General features: G+C 64.7%; 16 protein-coding genes. 14 read left to right on the forward strand and 2 right to left on the reverse strand.

Translation table 11 applies throughout. The features are described 5' to 3' along the window. The first annotated feature begins 51 nt into the window (after positions 1-51). The 13 genes from ABIB00_RS21795 (at position 52) to ABIB00_RS21855 (ending at position 14617) form a co-directional block, all read left to right on the forward strand. Positions 52-924: a carbohydrate ABC transporter permease gene (locus tag ABIB00_RS21795; RefSeq protein WP_354044324.1), complete on the forward strand. Its 873-nt coding sequence runs from the start codon at positions 52-54 to the stop codon at positions 922-924. Between the two features lie 3 nt (positions 925-927). Beyond that, positions 928-1758, forward strand: a complete 831-nt coding sequence (locus tag ABIB00_RS21800) for a carbohydrate ABC transporter permease (RefSeq protein ID WP_354044320.1) — start codon at positions 928-930, stop codon at positions 1756-1758. Positions 1759-1774: 16 nt separating this feature from the next. Continuing rightward, a complete protein-coding gene (locus ABIB00_RS21805; protein ID WP_354044316.1) occupies positions 1775-2782 on the forward strand; it encodes an ABC transporter ATP-binding protein in 1008 nt (335 codons plus the stop codon). Between the two features lie 52 nt (positions 2783-2834). Then, positions 2835-3608 (forward strand): SDR family NAD(P)-dependent oxidoreductase, encoded by a 774-nt coding sequence (locus ABIB00_RS21810; protein WP_354044313.1) that lies wholly within the window; start codon positions 2835-2837, stop codon positions 3606-3608. 38 nt (positions 3609-3646) lie between these two features. Then, the gene (locus tag ABIB00_RS21815; protein WP_354105806.1) at positions 3647-5296 is read left to right on the forward strand and encodes an FGGY-family carbohydrate kinase; all 1650 of its coding nucleotides are present in this window, start codon (positions 3647-3649) and stop codon (positions 5294-5296) included. Beyond that, on the forward strand, positions 5290-6222 hold the full coding sequence (locus tag ABIB00_RS21820; protein ID WP_354105807.1) for a carbohydrate kinase family protein: 933 nt from the start codon (positions 5290-5292) through the stop codon (positions 6220-6222). The genes ABIB00_RS21815 and ABIB00_RS21820 overlap by 7 nt, the downstream gene beginning before the upstream one ends. Before the next feature lie 129 nt (positions 6223-6351). Further along, entirely contained in the window at positions 6352-7773 is a 1422-nt protein-coding gene (locus tag ABIB00_RS21825) for an amidase (protein WP_354105808.1), read from the forward strand. A gap of 99 nt (positions 7774-7872) precedes the next feature. Next, a complete protein-coding gene (locus ABIB00_RS21830; protein ID WP_247444934.1) occupies positions 7873-8823 on the forward strand; it encodes an ABC transporter permease in 951 nt (316 codons plus the stop codon). Beyond that, complete coding sequence (locus tag ABIB00_RS21835) at positions 8820-9713, forward strand: ABC transporter permease (protein ID WP_247444932.1); 894 nt, start codon at positions 8820-8822, stop codon at positions 9711-9713. The genes ABIB00_RS21830 and ABIB00_RS21835 overlap by 4 nt, the downstream gene beginning before the upstream one ends. Positions 9714-9715: 2 nt before the next feature. Next, the gene (locus ABIB00_RS21840; protein WP_354105809.1) at positions 9716-10729 is read left to right on the forward strand and encodes an ABC transporter ATP-binding protein; all 1014 of its coding nucleotides are present in this window, start codon (positions 9716-9718) and stop codon (positions 10727-10729) included. Further along, a complete protein-coding gene (locus ABIB00_RS21845) occupies positions 10726-11730 on the forward strand; it encodes an ABC transporter ATP-binding protein (protein WP_354105810.1) in 1005 nt (334 codons plus the stop codon). Before ABIB00_RS21840 ends, ABIB00_RS21845 begins: the two co-directional genes overlap by 4 nt. 53 nt (positions 11731-11783) lie before the next feature. Continuing rightward, the gene (locus tag ABIB00_RS21850; protein WP_354105811.1) at positions 11784-13280 is read left to right on the forward strand and encodes an ABC transporter substrate-binding protein; all 1497 of its coding nucleotides are present in this window, start codon (positions 11784-11786) and stop codon (positions 13278-13280) included. Between the two features lie 362 nt (positions 13281-13642). Next, complete coding sequence (locus ABIB00_RS21855) at positions 13643-14617, forward strand: magnesium transporter CorA family protein (RefSeq protein WP_354105812.1); 975 nt, start codon at positions 13643-13645, stop codon at positions 14615-14617. A gap of 43 nt (positions 14618-14660) precedes the next feature. On the opposite strand, the gene ABIB00_RS21860 is transcribed toward ABIB00_RS21855, so the two are convergent. Further along, entirely contained in the window at positions 14661-15287 is a 627-nt protein-coding gene (locus tag ABIB00_RS21860) for an alpha/beta hydrolase (protein WP_354105813.1), read from the reverse strand. Continuing rightward, positions 15284-16222: a ring-cleaving dioxygenase gene (locus tag ABIB00_RS21865; RefSeq protein ID WP_354105814.1), complete on the reverse strand. Its 939-nt coding sequence runs from the start codon at positions 16220-16222 to the stop codon at positions 15284-15286. The genes ABIB00_RS21860 and ABIB00_RS21865 overlap by 4 nt, the downstream gene beginning before the upstream one ends. A 129-nt stretch (positions 16223-16351) precedes the next feature. Here ABIB00_RS21865 and ABIB00_RS21870 point away from each other — a divergent pair, with 129 nt between their 5' ends. Continuing rightward, entirely contained in the window at positions 16352-17278 is a 927-nt protein-coding gene (locus tag ABIB00_RS21870; protein ID WP_354105815.1) for a LysR family transcriptional regulator, read from the forward strand. The last annotated feature ends 3 nt before the right edge of the window (positions 17279-17281 follow it).

The following is a 17281-nucleotide window of genomic DNA, read 5'->3' on the forward strand; positions in this document are numbered from 1 at the left end:
ACCCGCTAGGGATGGATGGCCGCCTTCTTCCCGCAAGCGGAGAAGCCAAGAATGGCAACCCGGCAGACGCAGCTTCTCGCACGGACGCTCCTGACGCCTGCGGTCGGGCTGCTGTTCATCTGGATGATCGTCCCGCTTGCGCTGACGCTCTATTTCTCGACGCTGCACTACAGTCTGCTCGATCCCGGCTCGGAATCATTCGTCGGGCTGGAAAACTTCCGCTACTTCCTCACCGATCCCGCGTTCCTCGCGTCGCTCCAGAATACGCTGGTGCTGGTCGGCTCGGTGCTGGCGCTGACCGTCCTGCTCGGAATTCCGCTGGCGCTGCTGCTCGACCAGCCCGTGATCGGCCTTAACATCGTGCGGCTGATGGTGATCGCGCCGTTCTTCGTGATGCCGACGGTGAGCGCGCTGGTCTGGAAGAACCTGCTGATGCATCCGGTATCCGGGCTGTTTGCCTGGATCGCCTCGATGTTCGGGTTGACGCCGATCGACTGGTTTACCGACGCGCCGCTGTTTGCGGTGATCCTGATCGTGTCCTGGCAATGGCTGCCGTTCGCGACGCTGATTTTGCTCACTGCGATGCAGTCGCTCGACGAGGAGCAGAAGGAAGCCGCCGAAATGGACGGCGCCAGCGCGGTCTCGACCTTCATCTACATCACGTTGCCGCACCTCGCGCGTCCCATCACGGTGGTGATCCTGATCGAGACGATCTTCCTGCTCACCGTCTTTGCTGAAATTTACGTCACCACGGGCGGCGGCCCGGGACTGTCGACCACCAACATCGCCTTCCTGATCTATTCGCAGGCACTGATCCAGTACGATGTCGGCACCGCCTCGGCGGGCGGCCTCGTCGCTGTCGTGATCGCCAACGTCGTTGCCTTCTTCCTGGTCCGCATCGTCGGCCGCAATCTGGAGGCATGAGACATGGCGCGTATGGCGACGAGGCGGCGGGTCGTGGTCTCGACGATCGGGGCGTGGTTTTTCGGCTTCCTGATCTTCTTCCCGATCCTCTGGATGGTGCTGGCGAGCTTCAAGACCGAACTTGAGGCCTTCGCGATTCCACCATCCTTCCTGTTCTTCCACTGGACCACCGAGAACTACGCGACCGTGCAGGAGCGCAGCGACTATTTTCACCACGCGCTGAACTCGATCATCATCGCCGGCGGCTCGACGCTCATTGCGCTTTTGATCGCCATTCCCGCCGCCTGGTCGATGGCGTTCTCGCCGACCAAGCGCACCAAGGACATCCTGCTCTGGATGCTCTCGACCAAGATGATGCCGCCGGTCGGCGTGCTGGTGCCGATCTACCTGATCTACAAGTCCTTCGGCCTGCTCGATTCCCGCATCGGCCTCGTCTTCATCCTGTGCCTCGGAAACCTGCCGATCGTAATCTGGATGCTCTTCACCTATTTCAAGGAGATCCCGCGCGACATCCTGGAAGCCGCGCGCATGGACGGCGCCACCATCGGCCGCGAGCTGGTCTATGTCCTGACGCCGATGGCGATCCCGGGGCTCGCATCGACCATGCTGCTCAATCTGATCCTGGCCTGGAACGAGGCGTTCTGGACGCTCAATCTGTCGACCTCGAACGCCGCGCCGCTCACGGTGTTCATCGCGTCCTATTCGAGTCCGGAAGGATTGTTTTGGGCCAAGCTGTCGGCGGCTTCCACGCTGGCGATCGCGCCCATCATCGTCCTTGGTTGGTTCAGCCAGAAGCAGCTCGTGCGCGGGCTCACCTTCGGCGCGGTAAAGTAAGAAGGGCTGCCGGATCATGGGTCAGATCACACTTCAGGACGTGCAGAAATCCTTCGGCCCCGTGCACATCATCAAGGGCGCCGATCTCGAGATCGCGGACGGCTCCTTCGTGGTGTTCGTCGGACCATCAGGCTGCGGCAAGACCACGCTGCTGCGGCTAATCGCCGGGCTCGAGGACGTCTCCGGCGGCAAGATCCTGATCGACGGCAAGAACGTGGTCGATACGCCCCCCGCGAAGCGTGGGCTCTCGATGGTGTTCCAGTCCTACGCGCTCTATCCGCATATGAGCGTGCGCGGCAATATCGGCTTCGGCCTGAAGATGGCCGGCCTTTCCAAGGACGAGACCAACCGCAAGGTCGAGGCTGCCGCCGCGACGCTGAACCTCACGCCTTATCTCGACCGCAAGCCGCGCGAGCTCTCCGGCGGTCAGCGCCAGCGCGTCGCGATCGGGCGTGCCATTGTCCGCGAACCAAAGGCATTTCTGTTCGACGAGCCGCTCTCCAACCTCGACGCGGCTCTGCGCGTGCAGATGCGCATCGAGGTGACGCGGCTTCAGAAGCAGCTCGGCACCACCGCGATCTATGTCACCCACGACCAGGTCGAAGCCATGACCATGGCCGACAAGATCGTGGTGCTCAACGGCGGCAAGATCGAGCAATATGGCTCGCCGCTGGATCTCTACGAGAAGCCGGCCAACCTCTTCGTCGCCGGCTTCATCGGCTCGCCCAAGATGAACTTCGTCACCGGCGGGCACGCCTTGCAGAAGAGCGCAGCAACGATCGGCGTACGGCCGGAGCATCTCAAGATCGAACGCGACGGCACTGGCGGCTGGCAGGGCACGATCGCGGTCGCCGAGCATCTCGGCAGCGACACCTTCCTCTATGTCGATGCCGGTGAGCTCGGGATGCTGACGGCGCGCTACATCGGTGAATTGAGCCTGCACGCCGGCGACCACGTGTCGCTGGTGCCGGACCCCGCACGGATCCATCGCTTCGACGCGAGCGGCAACGCCATTCGAGGCTGACAAGAGACCGCAAGAAACGGCAAAGAAACGGCAAAGAAACGGAAATACCACCATGTACCTGGAAAAATTCAAGCTGACTGGCAAGACCGCGTTCATCACGGGTGGCGGGCAGGGCATCGGGTTCGCCTGCGCCGAGGCGCTGGCTGAAGCCGGCGCCAGGGTCGTCATCGGCGATCGCGACAGCAAGGTCGCCGACGGCGCGAAAGAGAGCCTGAAGGCGAAGGGCTACGACGCCGAGACGGCGATCATGGACGTGACCGACACCAGGCGCGTCGCGGAGGTCGCGAGCGATCTCGTCGCCCGCTATGGCAACGTCGACATCCTCGTCAACAATGCCGGCATTGCCCGTAGCGAGACGCCGGCGGAGACCGTGACCGACGAGCACTGGCTCAATGTGATCGACGTCAATCTCAACGGCACCTTCTGGTGCTGCCGAGAGTTCGGCAAGCACATGCTCAACGCCAAGCGCGGCGCCATCGTCAATGTCGGCTCGATGTCGGGTTTCATCGTCAACAAGCCGCAGGAGCAGTGCTTCTACAATGCCTCCAAGGCAGGGGTGCACCATCTCACCAAATCGCTGGCCGCTGAGTGGGGCGCGCGCGGCGTCCGCGTCAACGCGGTGGCGCCGACCTATATCGAGACGCCCCTCAACGCCTTCGTGAAGAGCAATCCGAGAATGTACGATGCCTGGATTGGTGGAACCCCGATGGCGCGGATGGGGCAGGTCGATGAGATCGCCTCCGTCGTACTATTCCTTGCCTCAGAGGCGGCGAGCCTGATGACCGGCAGCATTGTGCTGGTGGATGGCGGCTACACTTGCTGGTAGGCTTGCGTCAAAACTGACGAGAGCGACCGGGAGCGACAATGCCGCGAGCGTATATCGGCGTCGACGTAGGGACCACGAGCACGCGGGCAGGGGTGTTTGACGACGCCGGCACCTTGCTGGCGATCGCACGGCATCCGATCAGGACCTGGCACGAGGCCGGCGACATCGTCGAACAGTCGTCCCAGGATATCTGGGACGCTTGCGTGAGATCAGTGCGAGCCGCTATGGCGGAGGCTGGCATCGCGCCCGACAGCGTCGGCGGCATTGGCTTCGACGCGACCTGTTCCCTCGTGGTGCTCGACCGGCAAGGCGAGCCGGTCACGGTCAGTGCCTCCGGCGACAAGCAACGCAACGTCATAGTCTGGATGGACCATCGCGCCACGGCTGAGGCGCGGCTGATCAACGAAACCGGTGACGCCGTGCTGCGCTACGTCGGCGGCTCGATCTCGCCCGAGATGGAGATGCCGAAACTGCTGTGGTTGAAGCGGCACATGCGCGCGAGCTTCGACGCTGCAGGGCACTTCTTCGATCTGGCGGATTACCTGACCTGGCGCGCGACCGGCTCGCTGCAGCGCTCGACCTGCACCGTCACCTGCAAATGGAACTACCTCGCGCATGATGGCGGCGGCTGGAGCGCGCCGTTCTTTCAGCGCATCGGCCTCTCGGATTTCGTCGCTGAGAAATATGCCCGGATTGGCACCGAGATCGTCGCCCCCGGTACGCGCCTGGATGCAGGTCTCACCCGCACTGCCGCGGCAGACCTCGGCCTGGCTGTGGGCACACCGGTCGGTGCGTCCCTGATCGATGCCCATGCCGGCGGCATCGGCGCGATTGGCGGTCGTGATGACTCGGACGGCGCGACCGATGTCAGCGACCGGCTCGCCTATATCATGGGAACGTCGGCCTGCATCATGGCGACGACCAAGGAGCCGTGCTTCGTGCCTGGCGTCTGGGGTCCTTATTACTCCGGCATGGTGCCGAACTTCTGGCTCAACGAAGGCGGTCAGTCGGCTGCGGGCGCGGCGATCGATCATCTCCTCAAATCGCATCCCGGCTTTGCCGAAGCGAGCGCGGCGGCGCGCAGTGAGGGCGTCGATCTCATCGAGTTCCTCGAGCGCCGCATCATCGCACGCGCAGGCGGCGCCAGCCGCGCCGCGCTGCTGGCCTCCGACGTCCATGTCCTTCCCGAGTTCATCGGCAACCGCTCGCCCTACGCCGATCCTGACACGCGCGCGGTGATCGCAGGCCTCGATCTCGACACCGATATCGCCTCGATGGAACGGCTGTTCGTCGCCGGCCTGTGCGGGCTCGCCTATGGACTTGCCGAGGTGATCGAGGCCTTTGCCGCGCATGACGTTCGCTCCAGCATCATGATCATGGGCGGAGGAGCGAGCCGTAGCCCGCTGGTGCGGCAGATCATGGCGGACACCACCGGCCTCACGGTCGCGCTGCCGCAGACCAAAGAACCGGTGCTGCTCGGCGCCGCGATGCTCGGCGCGGTCGCCGGCGGCGCCTATGCCTCGATCGGCGAGACCATGGCCAAAATGTCGGCTCTGGGACGGAAGAGCGAGCCGACCGCGCCCGACATCGCGGCCTTTCACGCCCGCAAGCGCGAGGTCTACAAGCTGCTGCGCGAGGTCGATTGCGGCAGCCGTGCCGCGATGGCCAGAGGTCGAAGCGAATGCTGATTACCTGCGGCGATGCGCTGATCGATTTCGTCCCGACGCGAAACACCGACGGGCGCGAAGCGGTAATGCCGGCCGTCGGCGGCTCCTGCCTCAACGTCGCGATCGGCATGGCGCGGCTGGGCGCGCCGACAGGCTTCGTCGGCGGCATCTCGACCGACCTGTTCGGGCAGATGATCGCCGATCACGCGACAGTGTCGAATGTCGAACTCGCTCTCGCTACAAGCAGCGATCACCAGACCACGCTCGCCTTCGTTCGCATCGTCGCGGGCGAGTCGCACTACGCGTTCTACGATGCCGAGACTGCGACGCGGAACTGGACCTATCGGCGCGGCACCATTCCATTCGCGACCGTCGAAGCCGTCCATGTCGGCTCGACCACGCTTGTCAATGACCAGGGTGCCGCCGAGACCAAGGCCCTGATCGCGGACGCACGGGCGTTGTCGACAATCTCTTTTGATCCGAACTGCCGGCCCAACCTCGTCAAGGACAAGCCCGCCTATCTCGCGCGCATGGCGGAGTTCGCCGACAGCGCAGATCTCATCAAGATGTCCGACGTCGATTTCGCCTACCTGTTCGGCGACGAGCCGTATCACCAGCGCGCCGGCACGCTGCTCACACGGGGCGCGAGCCTTGTCGTCGTCACCCGCGGCAACAGCGGCGCCATCGCGTGGCATGCGGGGGCAGGGCAGATCGAGGTCGCTGCACCCAAGGCCGAGGTGGCCGACACCATCGGCGCGGGCGACAGTTTTCAGGCGGCGCTGTTGTTCGCCCTGCACAAGCAGGGGCGTCTCGCCCGACAACAGTTGAAGGACATCGGCGCGGACGAGCTTCGCCGTGCGCTGTCCTTTGCCGCCAATTGCGCCGGCCTGACCTGCACCCGTCCCGGTGCCGATCCGCCGTGGAGCCACGAGATCAATTGGAGCTAGTAGCTAGCGCGTCAGGCCTCGCCCCATTTCCGAGTTGTCTCGGTGGACTGCGGCCATGCGCAAGCCGAATTGGACAGGATCGGTGCACGCTGGCAAGGTCCGCGCATCCTGACGCGAGGCGGTCCTTCTATGAACGATGATCTCAGTTTCCTGTCCGCCACCGAAATACGCGCGCGCATCGACCGCAAGGAAGTCTCCCCCGTCGAACTTGTCAGCGCCGTGCTCGCGCGCGCCGAGGCGCTCCAGCCCCAGTTGAACTGCTTCATCACGCTCTGTGGCGGCGAGGCGATGGCAGAGGCGCGCGCGGCCGAGCGCAAAATGATGGCCGGCGAACCACTCGGCCTGCTGCACGGCATCCCCGTCACCGTCAAGGACATCGTTAACACCAGAGGCGTGAAGACCACTTTCGGCGCCGTTCCCTACAAGGACAATGTGCCGAACGAGGATGCCGTGGCGGTCGCGCGGCTGCGTGCGCAAGGCGCGATCCTGATCGGCAAGACCACCACGCCGGAATTCGGGAGCAAGTGCCTGACCGACTCGCCGCTGTTCGGCCGCACCCGCAACGCCTGGAGCGCGGAGCGGTCCTCGGGCGGCTCCAGCGGCGGCGCGGCGGTCGCCGTTGCCAGCGGCGTCGCGCCGCTTGCGATCGCGACCGATGGCGGCGGCTCGACACGGATTCCCGCCGCCTGCAACGGCGTGGTCGGGCTGAAGCAGAGCAACGGCGTCATCCCGCACAGCCAGGCGCTCGATGCCTTCGGCAACCAGACCTATGTCACGCCGATGACGCGAACTGTCGCCGACACCGCGCTGATGATGCAGGCGATGGCCGGCGAGGATTCTTGCGATCCCTGGTCGATCGGCGTTCCCGTGCCTGACTTCATCGGCATCGCTCTGCCGCGCGGCGATCTGCGTGGGCAGAAAATCCTGTACTGCCTGTCGCCGCCCGGACGCCCTGTCTCTGCAGATGTCGACGCCGGCTTCAAGGCGAGTCTCGACCGGCTCGCCGGGCTCGGTGCCGAGCTCGAGGAATTTTCCGGCGAGGGGTTCGACATCGAACCGATCTGGCGCGCCATCAACCACACGGTCTGGCGCACGCGCTTTTCAAAGCTCGTGGCCGAGCACGGCGACGCCCTCAGCGAAGCCTTCGTCAAGCAGGTCGCGCTTGCGACCAACGTCAGCGGCGTCGCCTATCAGGAAGCGATGTTCGCGCGCACGGCGTTGTTCCGCCGGGTGCAATCCCTGCTTGCGCGCGGGCACCTGCTGGCGACGCCGACCCTCACGCGCACCGCGCTGCCGATCGATCAAGACTTGTTCGGCACCATCGAGATCGACGGCAAGCACTTTGACAGCGTCCGGCCGCACTGGTTCCCCTGGACCATGCCGTTCAACATGACCGGACATCCCGCCATCAGTCTGCCGAGCGGCTTCGGCCGCGACGGCCTGCCGATCGGCCTTCAGCTCGTCGGCCGCTTCCGCAGCGATGCGGACTTGCTGCGCGTGAGCGCGCTGTTCGAGGCTTCGCACGACCTTCTGTCCCGCTGGCCGGATTGAGCAGATGGGCATGCAGCAAAGGACTTGTTTGCAAAGGACTTGCCTCCGGCGCCCGGACGTGTTGATCGTGCCGCGGATGAGCCCTGAATCCGAGCGCGCATGAGCGTATTTGTCCTCCGCCGTCTGCTGACTTTGCTGGCGACGCTGGTTGGCGCATCCGTGATCATTTTTTTGGTGCTGGATGCTCTTCCGGGCAATGCCGCGCAGATGCTGATGGGCGCCGACGCCTCGGCCGACGCGGTGCGCGCGCTCACCGTCAAGCTCGGGCTCGACCAGCCGCTGGCGGTTCGCTATTTGCAGTGGATCAAGGGCCTTCTCGTCGGCGATCTCGGCAACTCCTATGTCTATGGCACGCCGGTCGCGAGCTTGATCGCGGAGCGGCTGGTGCTGACCATTCCGCTTGCGATCATGGCGATGCTGATCACGGTGACGCTGGCGCTCTCGGCCGGCATCTACACCGCCGCCAACCACAACAAGCTCGGCGATGTCGGCGTGATGTCGCTAACGCAGGTAGGCGTCGCGCTGCCGAATTTCTGGTTCGCGATCCTGCTGGTGCTGTTGTTCTCGGTGCGGCTGCAATGGCTGTCCGCGGGCGGCTTTCCCGGCTGGGAGGACGGCATCTGGCTCGGTATCAAGTCGCTGCTGCTGCCGGCGGTCTCGCTCGCGGTGGTGCAGGCCGCGATCCTCGCGCGTGTCACGCGCTCGGCGGTGCTGGAAGTGCTGCGTGAAGACTTCGTCCGCACGGCGCGCGCGAAGGGGCTCGGCAAGCGCGAGGTGCTGTGGCGCCACGTGCTGCGCAACGCCATGATCCCTGTGATGACGGTGATGGGGCTGCAATTCGCCAATCTGCTGGCCGGCACCATCGTGATCGAGAACGTGTTCTATCTACCCGGCCTCGGCCGCCTGATCTTCCAGTCGATTGCCAATCGCGATCTGATCGTGGTGCGCAACTGCGTGATGCTGCTCGCGACCATGGTCGTCATCGTCAATTTCGTGGTCGACGTGCTCTATGCTTTCGTCGATCCCCGCATCAAAGTCCACGACCTGTGAGCGCGCCGCTGACCACCCTCGTCGACGCGCCGGCCGCAACGCGTGCTCTGCCGGCCCGGACCTTCTGGCGCCGCGCGCTGCGCCATCGCAGTTTTGTGCTGGGCGGTGCGCTGAGCCTGCTGGTGCTCGCCTCCGCACTGTTGTCGCTGGTGTGGACGCCGTGGTCACCCTACGAGATCGACATCGCCTCGAAGCTCCGGCCGCCCTCGGCCGCGCACTGGCTCGGCACCGACGTCTTCGGCCGCGACATCGTCTCGCTGCTGCTCGCGGGCGCCCGCTCCACCATCATGGTCGGCATCATTGCGGTGAGCTTCGGTCTCACCTTCGGCGTCTGCCTCGGCCTGGTGGCGTCGGCCCGGCGCGGCTGGACCGAAGAGATCATCATGCGCTTCTCCGATTTCACCTTCGCCTTTCCGGCCGTGCTGTCCGCGATCATGCTCTCTGCGGTCGTCGGGCCCGGCATGGTGACCTCGATCGTCGCCATCGGCATCTTTCAGATTCCGACGCTGATCCGGCTGACGCGCGGCTCGGCCAACGCGATCTGGGCGCGCGAATTCGTGCTGGCCGCGCGCGCGGCGGGGAAGGGATCTTTCCGCATCACCATCGAGCACGTCCTGCCCAACATCCTGTCGATCCTGATCGTGCAGGCAACCATCCAGTTCGCGCTCGCGATCCTCGCGGAGGCCGCGCTGTCCTATCTCGGGCTCGGTACGCAGCCGCCGCAGCCGTCCTGGGGCCGCATGCTGAACGACGCACAGACATTGTTGTTCCAGTCCCCGATGCTCGCGGTCTATCCGGGCGCTGCGATCGCGGTCGCCGTTCTCGGCCTCAATCTCCTCGGCGACGGATTGCGCGATCTGCTCGATCCACGACTGGCGCGGGAGCGATGACGATGAGCGAGCGCTCGACCATGCCGCTCATCGAGGTCGAAGATCTCGGCGTGCACCTCAACACGAGCCGCGGGCCGGCACAGGCGGTGCGCGGCGTCAGCTTCGTCCTGAAACGCGGCGAGACGCTCGGGCTCGTCGGCGAGTCCGGCTGCGGCAAGTCGGTGACCGCACTGTCGCTGATGGGACTGCTGCCCGACAGCGCGGTCATCACCGGCAGCATCAAGCTGGATGGAAGCGAGCTCGTCGGGCTTTCGGATGCGGATTATTGCAGCCTGCGCGGCAACCGCATCAGCATGATCTTCCAGGAGCCGATGACCGCGCTCAACCCAATGCACACGATCGGCCATCAAGTCGCCGAGCCGCTGCGCCGTCACAAGAAATACTCGGCGGCGCAGGCGCGTAAAGAGACGATCGCCTTGCTCGACCGCGTCGGGCTACCCGATCCGGCCAGGCGCATCGATGCCTATCCGCACCAATTCTCCGGCGGCCAACGCCAGCGCGTCACCATCGCGATGGCGCTCGCCTGCGAGCCGGATCTTCTGATCGCGGACGAGCCGACCACGGCGCTCGACGTCACCATCCAGGGCCAGATCCTCGACCTCATCGCCGACCTCGTCGATGAACGCGGCATGTCGATGATCCTGATCTCGCACGATCTCGGCGTCATCGCCGAGAACGTGCAGCGGATGATGGTGATGTATGGCGGCACGGTCGTCGAAAGCGGGCCGACCGACGAGGTGTTCCGGCGGATGGGACATCCCTACACGCAGGGCCTGTTCCGCGCCCGGCCGAAGCTCGGCGCACGCAAGGGGACGCGGCTGACGACGATCTCGGGCACGGTGCCGGAACTCGCGGATCTGCCTTCCGGCTGTACCTTCGCCGATCGGTGTCCGCTGGTGATCGAGCCGTGTCGGACCGCGCTTCCACCGATGGTGGACGTCAGACCTGGCCACTTCGTGCGCTGCATCCGGACGGACGTGTCCATGGCCGCGAATGTCGGAGCGCTGTCCGCATGAGCACGGCGCCTCTTCTCGACGTGAAGGATCTCGAGCAGCGCTACACGTTGCCGCGCGAGAGCCTGTTCCGTCCGCCGGGGCAGGTGCGCGCGCTCAATGGTGTCAGTGTGCGGGTCGATGCCGGCAAGAGCCTTGGAATCGTCGGCGAGTCGGGCTCCGGCAAGTCGACCTTCGCGCGGATGGTGATGGCGCTGGAGCGGCCGACATCGGGCCAGGTCGCGCTGCTTGGCCGCGACCTCAACCGCATCTCCGCCGACGAATTGCGCCGCGCCCGCCGCGATTTCCAGATGGTGTTCCAGGACCCTTACGGATCGCTCGACCCGCGCCAGACCATCGCGCGCATCGTTGCCGAACCGCTCACCATGCTGGAAGACGCCGATCGTAGGACTTTTCGCGCGCGCGTCGCTGCGGTGCTGCGGCAGGTGGGTTTACGCGACGCCGACATGGAGAAATATCCGCACGAGTTCTCCGGCGGCCAGCGCCAGCGCATCGCCATTGCGCGCGCGCTGATCACCCAACCGAAGCTGATCGTCGCCGACGAGCCGGTCTCCGCGCTCGACGTCTCCGTGCAGGCGCAGGTCTTGAACCTGATGCAGGATCTCCAGGAGCAGTTCGGCCTGAGCTACGTCCTGATCAGCCACGACCTTGCCGTCGTCGACTATCTCTGCGACGAGGTCGCGGTGATGTATCTCGGCCGGATCGTCGAGCAGGGCCGTCCCGAGGATTTGTTCGAGCGCTGTGCCCATCCCTATACACGAGCATTGCTGGATGCCGTGCCTCGGGCGCGCGCCGGCGGCGGCCGGCGCCGGCGCGGAGCCCAGGCGATCGCCTCGCAATCGGCGGCCGCGAGCGGATGTCCCTATGTCACCCGTTGCGCGCTCGCCGACCAGCATTGCCGCGAGGTTCTGCCTGAGCTACGCAAGGTGGGCGAGACGCATCTCGCCGCCTGCCACAAGGCGGAGGCCGTGATGGCGTTGCCGCCATTGCCCGTGGAAGGTTAGCGTCCGCGGCGGGATTAGCGTAGGCTGGGAATAGAGAAGGCCGGGAGTTACGCATGTTGAGGAAATTATCGATCGTCGCATTCGCCGCCGCGCTTGCCGCGGCCCCTTTGCCGGTGCTGGCGCAGAGCAAGAAGGACAGCATCGTCATGGCGATGGCGCTGGAGCCACCCGGCCTCGATCCCACCAACGCCGCCGCTGCCGCGATCGCCGAAGTCACGCTCTACAACATCTACGAGACGCTGACCAAGATCAACGAGGACGGCACCGTCGCGCCGTTGCTGGCGGAGAGCTGGACCGCCTCGCCCGACCTGAAGACCTATACGTTCAAGCTGCGCAAGGGCGTCAAATTCCACAACGGCGAGGCGTTCGATTCCGCGGCGGTCAAGTTCTCGTTCGAGCGCAACGCTGTCGCCACCAGCACCAACAAGGACAAGAGCCTGTTCCAGGCCTTCGAGAAGGTCGATGCGCCCGACGCCGATACGGTCGTGATCTCGGTGAAATATTCCGAGCCGAACTTGCCGTTCCTGCTGGGGCAGGCGAGCGGCTCGATCGTCGAGCCGAAGAGCGCACCCACCAACGGTACGCAGCCGGTCGGCACCGGGCCTTATCAGCTCGGGGCCTGGGCCAAGGGCTCTTCGATCACACTGAACAAGTGGGCCGATTATCGCAACGCCGCCGCGATCAAGCTGTCGAAGGTGACGATCCGCTTCATTTCCGATCCGGCGGCGCAGACCGCGGCGCTGCTCTCCGGCGACGTCGATGCGTTCCCGCGCGTGTCGGCCCAGCGCACCATCGCCCAGTTCAAGGCCGATCCGCGCTTCAACGTCATGGTCGGCGGCTCCCGCGCCAAGACCATCGTCGGCATCAACGAGCGCAAGAAACCACTCGACGACGTCCGCGTGCGCCGTGCCATCGTCGCCGCGATCGACCGCAAGGCGATGATCGACGGTGCGGTTGACGGTTTCGGCACGCCGATCGGCAGCTTCTACGTGCCGGGCGCGCTCGGCTTCGTTGACACCACCGGCATCAACCCCTACGACCCCGAGAAGGCGAAGAAGCTGCTGGCGGAAGCCGGCATCACCACGCCGCTCGAGCTGTCGCTGAAACTTCCGCCGCCGTCCTATGCGCGGCAGGGCGGCGAGATCCTGGCGGCTCAGCTCGCGAAGGTCGGTATCATCGCCAAGATCGAAAACGTTGAATGGGCGCAGTGGCTGTCGCAGGTGTTCGCGGGCAACGGGCCGCACAATTTCGATCTCACCATCGTCAGCCATGTCGAGCCGATCGACCTCGTCAAGATCACCGAGCCGGACTACTACCTCGGCTACAACAACGAGGCGTTCAACGCGCTTTACAAGCAGATCGTGTCGACGCCGGATGAAGCCGCCCGCGCAAAGCTTCTCGGCGATGCGCAGCGCATGCTGGCAACGGACGCAGTCTCCGGCTATTTGTACCAGCCGCAGCTGATCACCATCACCAACAAGAAGCTGAAGGGCGTCTGGAAGGACGTGCCGCAGTACGAGAACGATTTCTCGACGTGGGCGTGGGAGTAGGTCGCGCAGGTCGATTGCGTGATTTCGGTGACGATCTCTCCCAACGGAAGAGATCGTCACGACCCGGTCCAAACAAAAACCTGAAAAACAACCCCATGCACAGTAGCCGGGGATAATCATTTCAATGGCTTGCGCGCTGCGTGATTCACCGGTTTGCGCGCTGCGCGTTCCGCGATGCCATTGACCCATCGGGCAAAACACCGGCATGATGGCATCGTCGGAGGAGGCCGCGCTCTCTTGGTTGGATTACGCCGCCTCTGATGCTCCCCCGGCTTTGAACGATCGGAACCCTCATGCGTTAGCTCAGCGCAGGATGGCCGCATGCCGTGCGATCCGGCGCTAGGGTATGCGGAGTTCGGTTCTTGCTCAAACTGTACAGGTGGCCATCCGACGAGTGGCAGAACATTGGCGCGGAAATGCCGTCCGAGATCATCTGGGCTGATCTTTTGGACGCGACCGCGGAGGAAAAGCAATTCGTCGAGCGATTGCTGAAGATACGCATTCCGTCCGCGGAGTCGCTCAGCGAGATCGAGGCGTCGAGTCGCCTGATCTTCGATCACGGCACGCTCTATCTCGGCTCGCCCGCGGTCCGGCTCAACGAGGACAACGAGGCCGAGATTACGCCGGTGGGTTTTATCATTGGCCCGCATGTGCTGGTGACGGTGCGCTTTGCGGAGCTGCCCATCTTCGACCAGGTCAGCAAGCGCGTCGGCTCCGATGATACCCTCGAGAACGGCATGTGCGTGTTCACCAGCCTGCTCGAGGCCATGATCGACCGCGGCGCCGATGCTCTGGAGCATCTCGCCGTGAGAGTCGATACGCTGTCACGGAGCGTCTTCAGGGGCGGACTGGTTCGCACCAAGCGGCCGATCCGGTCCAGCCGCAGGATGCGCGAGGCGCTGGAAAACATCGGTGAACTGGCCGACCGTCTCGCCAAGACGCGCGACGTCCTGCTAGGCGTCGGGCGAATTGCGTCGTTTGCCGGCGACGTCGGAAGCGAATGGATCACGGAGGCATCGAAGAAGCGGCTTCACGCCGTATCGAAGGACGTCGTTTCGCTCGGCGACTACGAGACGCGGCTGACCGACAAGATCCAGCTTCTGCTCGATGCCGTGCTCGGGTTCATCAACATCCAGCAGAACGAGCTGTTCAAGATTTTGACGATCGTCTCCGTCGTCGGTGTGCCGCCCACGATCCTGGTCGGCATCTGGGGCATGAACTTCAAGCACATGCCGGAGCTGGACTGGACGTTCGGCTATCTGTTGGCGTGGCTCGCCATCATTGCCAGCGGCGTGCTGCCGCTGATCTGGTTCAAGCGGCGCGGCTGGTTCGAGTGAAGCAGCGGCGCACCGTTCGAAAACGATGCGCCGCTTCTCGGGATCAGGCGACTTCGGCGGCGAACTTGCCGATCCAGTCGCGGGCGAGCGTCACGTCGGCTTGCGACAATTGATGGCCCGCCGGCAGGATCTTGTGTGTCACGCCCGCGCCAGCTTGCAGCAGCAACTCGGCGAGCCGTGCCGAATTGCTCGCCGGCACGATCGGGTCGCCTTGCCCTGACAACAGTAGGACTGGCTTGCCCGCAAGCTCGGTCTTCGGCGGCGCGGATAGCGGCACCATCGCGCGCAGCAGGATCGCTCCTGCCAGCACATCCGGCTTCAGCAGCAACAGAGCGGCGGCGATGTTGGCACCGTTGGAAAAGCCGACCGCGACAGGCGCGGCGAGGCCGTGGCGCTGCCGTGCATCCGCGACGAAGTCGCCGAGTTCGAGCGCGCGGCGGCGGACGTCCTCCTCGTCGAATACACCTTCGCCGAGGCGGCGGAAGAAGCGCGGCATGCCGTGCTCGAGCACGCGTCCGCGCGGCGAGAGCAGGGCCGAGCCGGGCGAGATCATTTTGCCAAGCCCGAGCAGATCGTTCTCGTCGCCGCCGGTGCCGTGCAGCAGCAGGAGAGGAGGCGAGCCCGCGCTGGTCGCGGGCTCGAAGCGATGGATGAATGAATTCCCGGTCACGACACCCTCTCTTCCAAATTCGGCAGGACACCCTCGATCTGCTTGCGTTGCGCTTCGAGGAAGCTCGGCAGCTTCAGGTCACGGCCCAGCGTCGCGACGGGCTCGTCGACGGCAAAACCGGGAATATCGGTCGCGATCTCGAACAGCACGCCGCCGGGTTCGCGGAAGTAGATCGAGCGGAAGTAGTTGCGGTCCCTCTGCTCGGTCGGATGCAGGCCGTGATTGCTCACGAGCTTTTGCGCCATCTTGCCCTGCTCGGCGTCGTCGACAGCGCGGAAGGCGATGTGGTGCACGGAGCCGCCACCCTGATGCCCACGCAAAAATCCCTTGGCCTCGTAGATGTCGACGACGCTGCCTTCGACAGCACCTGGCGCCTTGAAGCGGATCACGGAGCCTTCGCGGCCGGTCTCCTTGAAGTCGAACACGTCGGTGAGGACGGCGGCCGTCTTCGCCGCGCTGTCGAGCAGCAACGTCACGCCGTGGAAGCCGCGGATCGCGTGCTCGGCCGGCACGTCGCCGTTGCTCCAGCCGGGCTCGTTCTCGGCACCGGGAACGCCGACAAGCGCGAGTGCCATGCCGTCAGGGTCGGTGAACGGCAGCACGGACTCGCCAAAGCGCTTCTCCAGCGCCTCGTAAGCAACGCCCTTCTCGGTGAAGCGCTGCGTCCAATAGCCGAGCGAGCGTTGCGGCACCCGGAAGGCGGTCTGGTGCGTTTCGCCGACGCCGCGGCGCCCGGCCGGCACGCCGGCCCACGGGAAGAAGGTCAGGATGGTGCCGGGGCGGCCGGTCTCGTCACCATAATAGAAGTGGTAGGTGCCGGGATCGTCGAAATTGACCGTCTTCTTGACGAAGCGCAGGCCCAGATCCCTGGTGTAAAACCCGAAATTCCTGATGGGATCGCCGGCAATCGCGGTGACGTGGTGCAGTCCAGACATTGTCGTCCTCCAAAACTCGGGGAGCGGTCTTGCTCTGGCTGTCAATATCGTGCCGCTTTGGATTGGAGACAATCCATGCAAATATGACGTCTATGTCTACAATTTGGAAACAATCCCGGGGGCCTGCCCTTGGATAAGGTGGTCAGCCTCCGGGCCTTCGTGAAAGTTGTCGAAAGCGGCAGCTTTGCCGAGGCCGGCCGCCAGTTGCGGCTGTCGCGCTCGGCGATCAGCAAATACATCGCCGACCTCGAGGAGAGCCTCGGCGTCCAGCTCCTGAATCGGACCACGCGGCATGCGAGCCCGACCGAGAACGGCCAGCGCTATTTCGAGCGCGCGGTCGTGATCCTCTCGGAAATCGAGGCCGCCGATCAGGCGGTGACGCAAGCCCAGTCGGCGCCGCGCGGCATGTTGCGCGTCAACGCGCCGATGTCGTTCGGCACGATGCGGCTCGGGCCGGTGCTTGCCGATTTCATGGCGCGGTATCCGGAGCTGCAGCTCCAACTGGTCCTCAGCGACGACCTGCTCGATCCCGTCCAGGACGGCTTCGACGTGACGTTGCGGATCGCGGAATTGGAGTCCTCGAGCCTGATCGCGCGAAAAATCATGCCAGTGGCGCGCATGATCTGCGCTTCGCCCGATTATCTCGCACGTCACGGCACGCCAAAACATCCGCAGGATCTGCGCGAGCATGCGTCGCTGACCTACGGCTTCCTGCTCACCGGCAATCAGTGGAAGCTGACCGGCGCCGATGGCGATCACTGGATCCAGCCGGCCTGGTCGCTCTGCGTCAATAATGCCGAAGTGCTGCGCGATGTCGCGATCAAGGGCAGGGGGCTCGCACTGCTCCCCGAATTCATCGCCGCCGATGCGTTGCGAAAAGGCCAGCTGCGGACGGTGCTGGACGACTATTCAGCGCCGCCGCTCGCGCTCTATGCGGTGTATCCGCCGACCCGGCACCTGTCGGTGAAGGTGCGGTTGTTCATCGACTTTCTGGTCGAACGTTTTGGGCGAGAGGACGACGAAGCAGGCGAGCGCAAACCCGCCGCGGCCAGTTGACCG

Origin of the sequence: Bradyrhizobium sp. LB14.3 (assembly GCF_040547985.1) — a bacterium.
Lineage (GTDB): Bacteria > Pseudomonadota > Alphaproteobacteria > Rhizobiales > Xanthobacteraceae > Bradyrhizobium.

Bases quoted from the DNA above. Each gene is read 5' to 3' on its own strand.
- ABIB00_RS21795 (WP_354044324.1), top strand. From the start codon at position 52: ATGGCAACCCGGCAGACGCAGCTTCTCGCACGGACGCTCCTGACGCCT.
- ABIB00_RS21800 (WP_354044320.1), top strand. From the start codon at position 928: ATGGCGCGTATGGCGACGAGGCGGCGGGTCGTGGTCTCGACGATCGGG.
- ABIB00_RS21805 (WP_354044316.1), top strand. From the start codon at position 1,775: ATGGGTCAGATCACACTTCAGGACGTGCAGAAATCCTTCGGCCCCGTG.
- ABIB00_RS21810 (WP_354044313.1), top strand. From the start codon at position 2,835: ATGTACCTGGAAAAATTCAAGCTGACTGGCAAGACCGCGTTCATCACG.
- ABIB00_RS21815 (WP_354105806.1), top strand. From the start codon at position 3,647: ATGCCGCGAGCGTATATCGGCGTCGACGTAGGGACCACGAGCACGCGG.
- ABIB00_RS21820 (WP_354105807.1), top strand. From the start codon at position 5,290: ATGCTGATTACCTGCGGCGATGCGCTGATCGATTTCGTCCCGACGCGA.
- ABIB00_RS21825 (WP_354105808.1), top strand. From the start codon at position 6,352: ATGAACGATGATCTCAGTTTCCTGTCCGCCACCGAAATACGCGCGCGC.
- ABIB00_RS21830 (WP_247444934.1), top strand. From the start codon at position 7,873: ATGAGCGTATTTGTCCTCCGCCGTCTGCTGACTTTGCTGGCGACGCTG.
- ABIB00_RS21840 (WP_354105809.1), top strand. From the start codon at position 9,716: ATGAGCGAGCGCTCGACCATGCCGCTCATCGAGGTCGAAGATCTCGGC.
- ABIB00_RS21845 (WP_354105810.1), top strand. From the start codon at position 10,726: ATGAGCACGGCGCCTCTTCTCGACGTGAAGGATCTCGAGCAGCGCTAC.
- ABIB00_RS21850 (WP_354105811.1), top strand. From the start codon at position 11,784: ATGTTGAGGAAATTATCGATCGTCGCATTCGCCGCCGCGCTTGCCGCG.
- ABIB00_RS21865 (WP_354105814.1), bottom strand. From the start codon at position 16,222: ATGTCTGGACTGCACCACGTCACCGCGATTGCCGGCGATCCCATCAGG.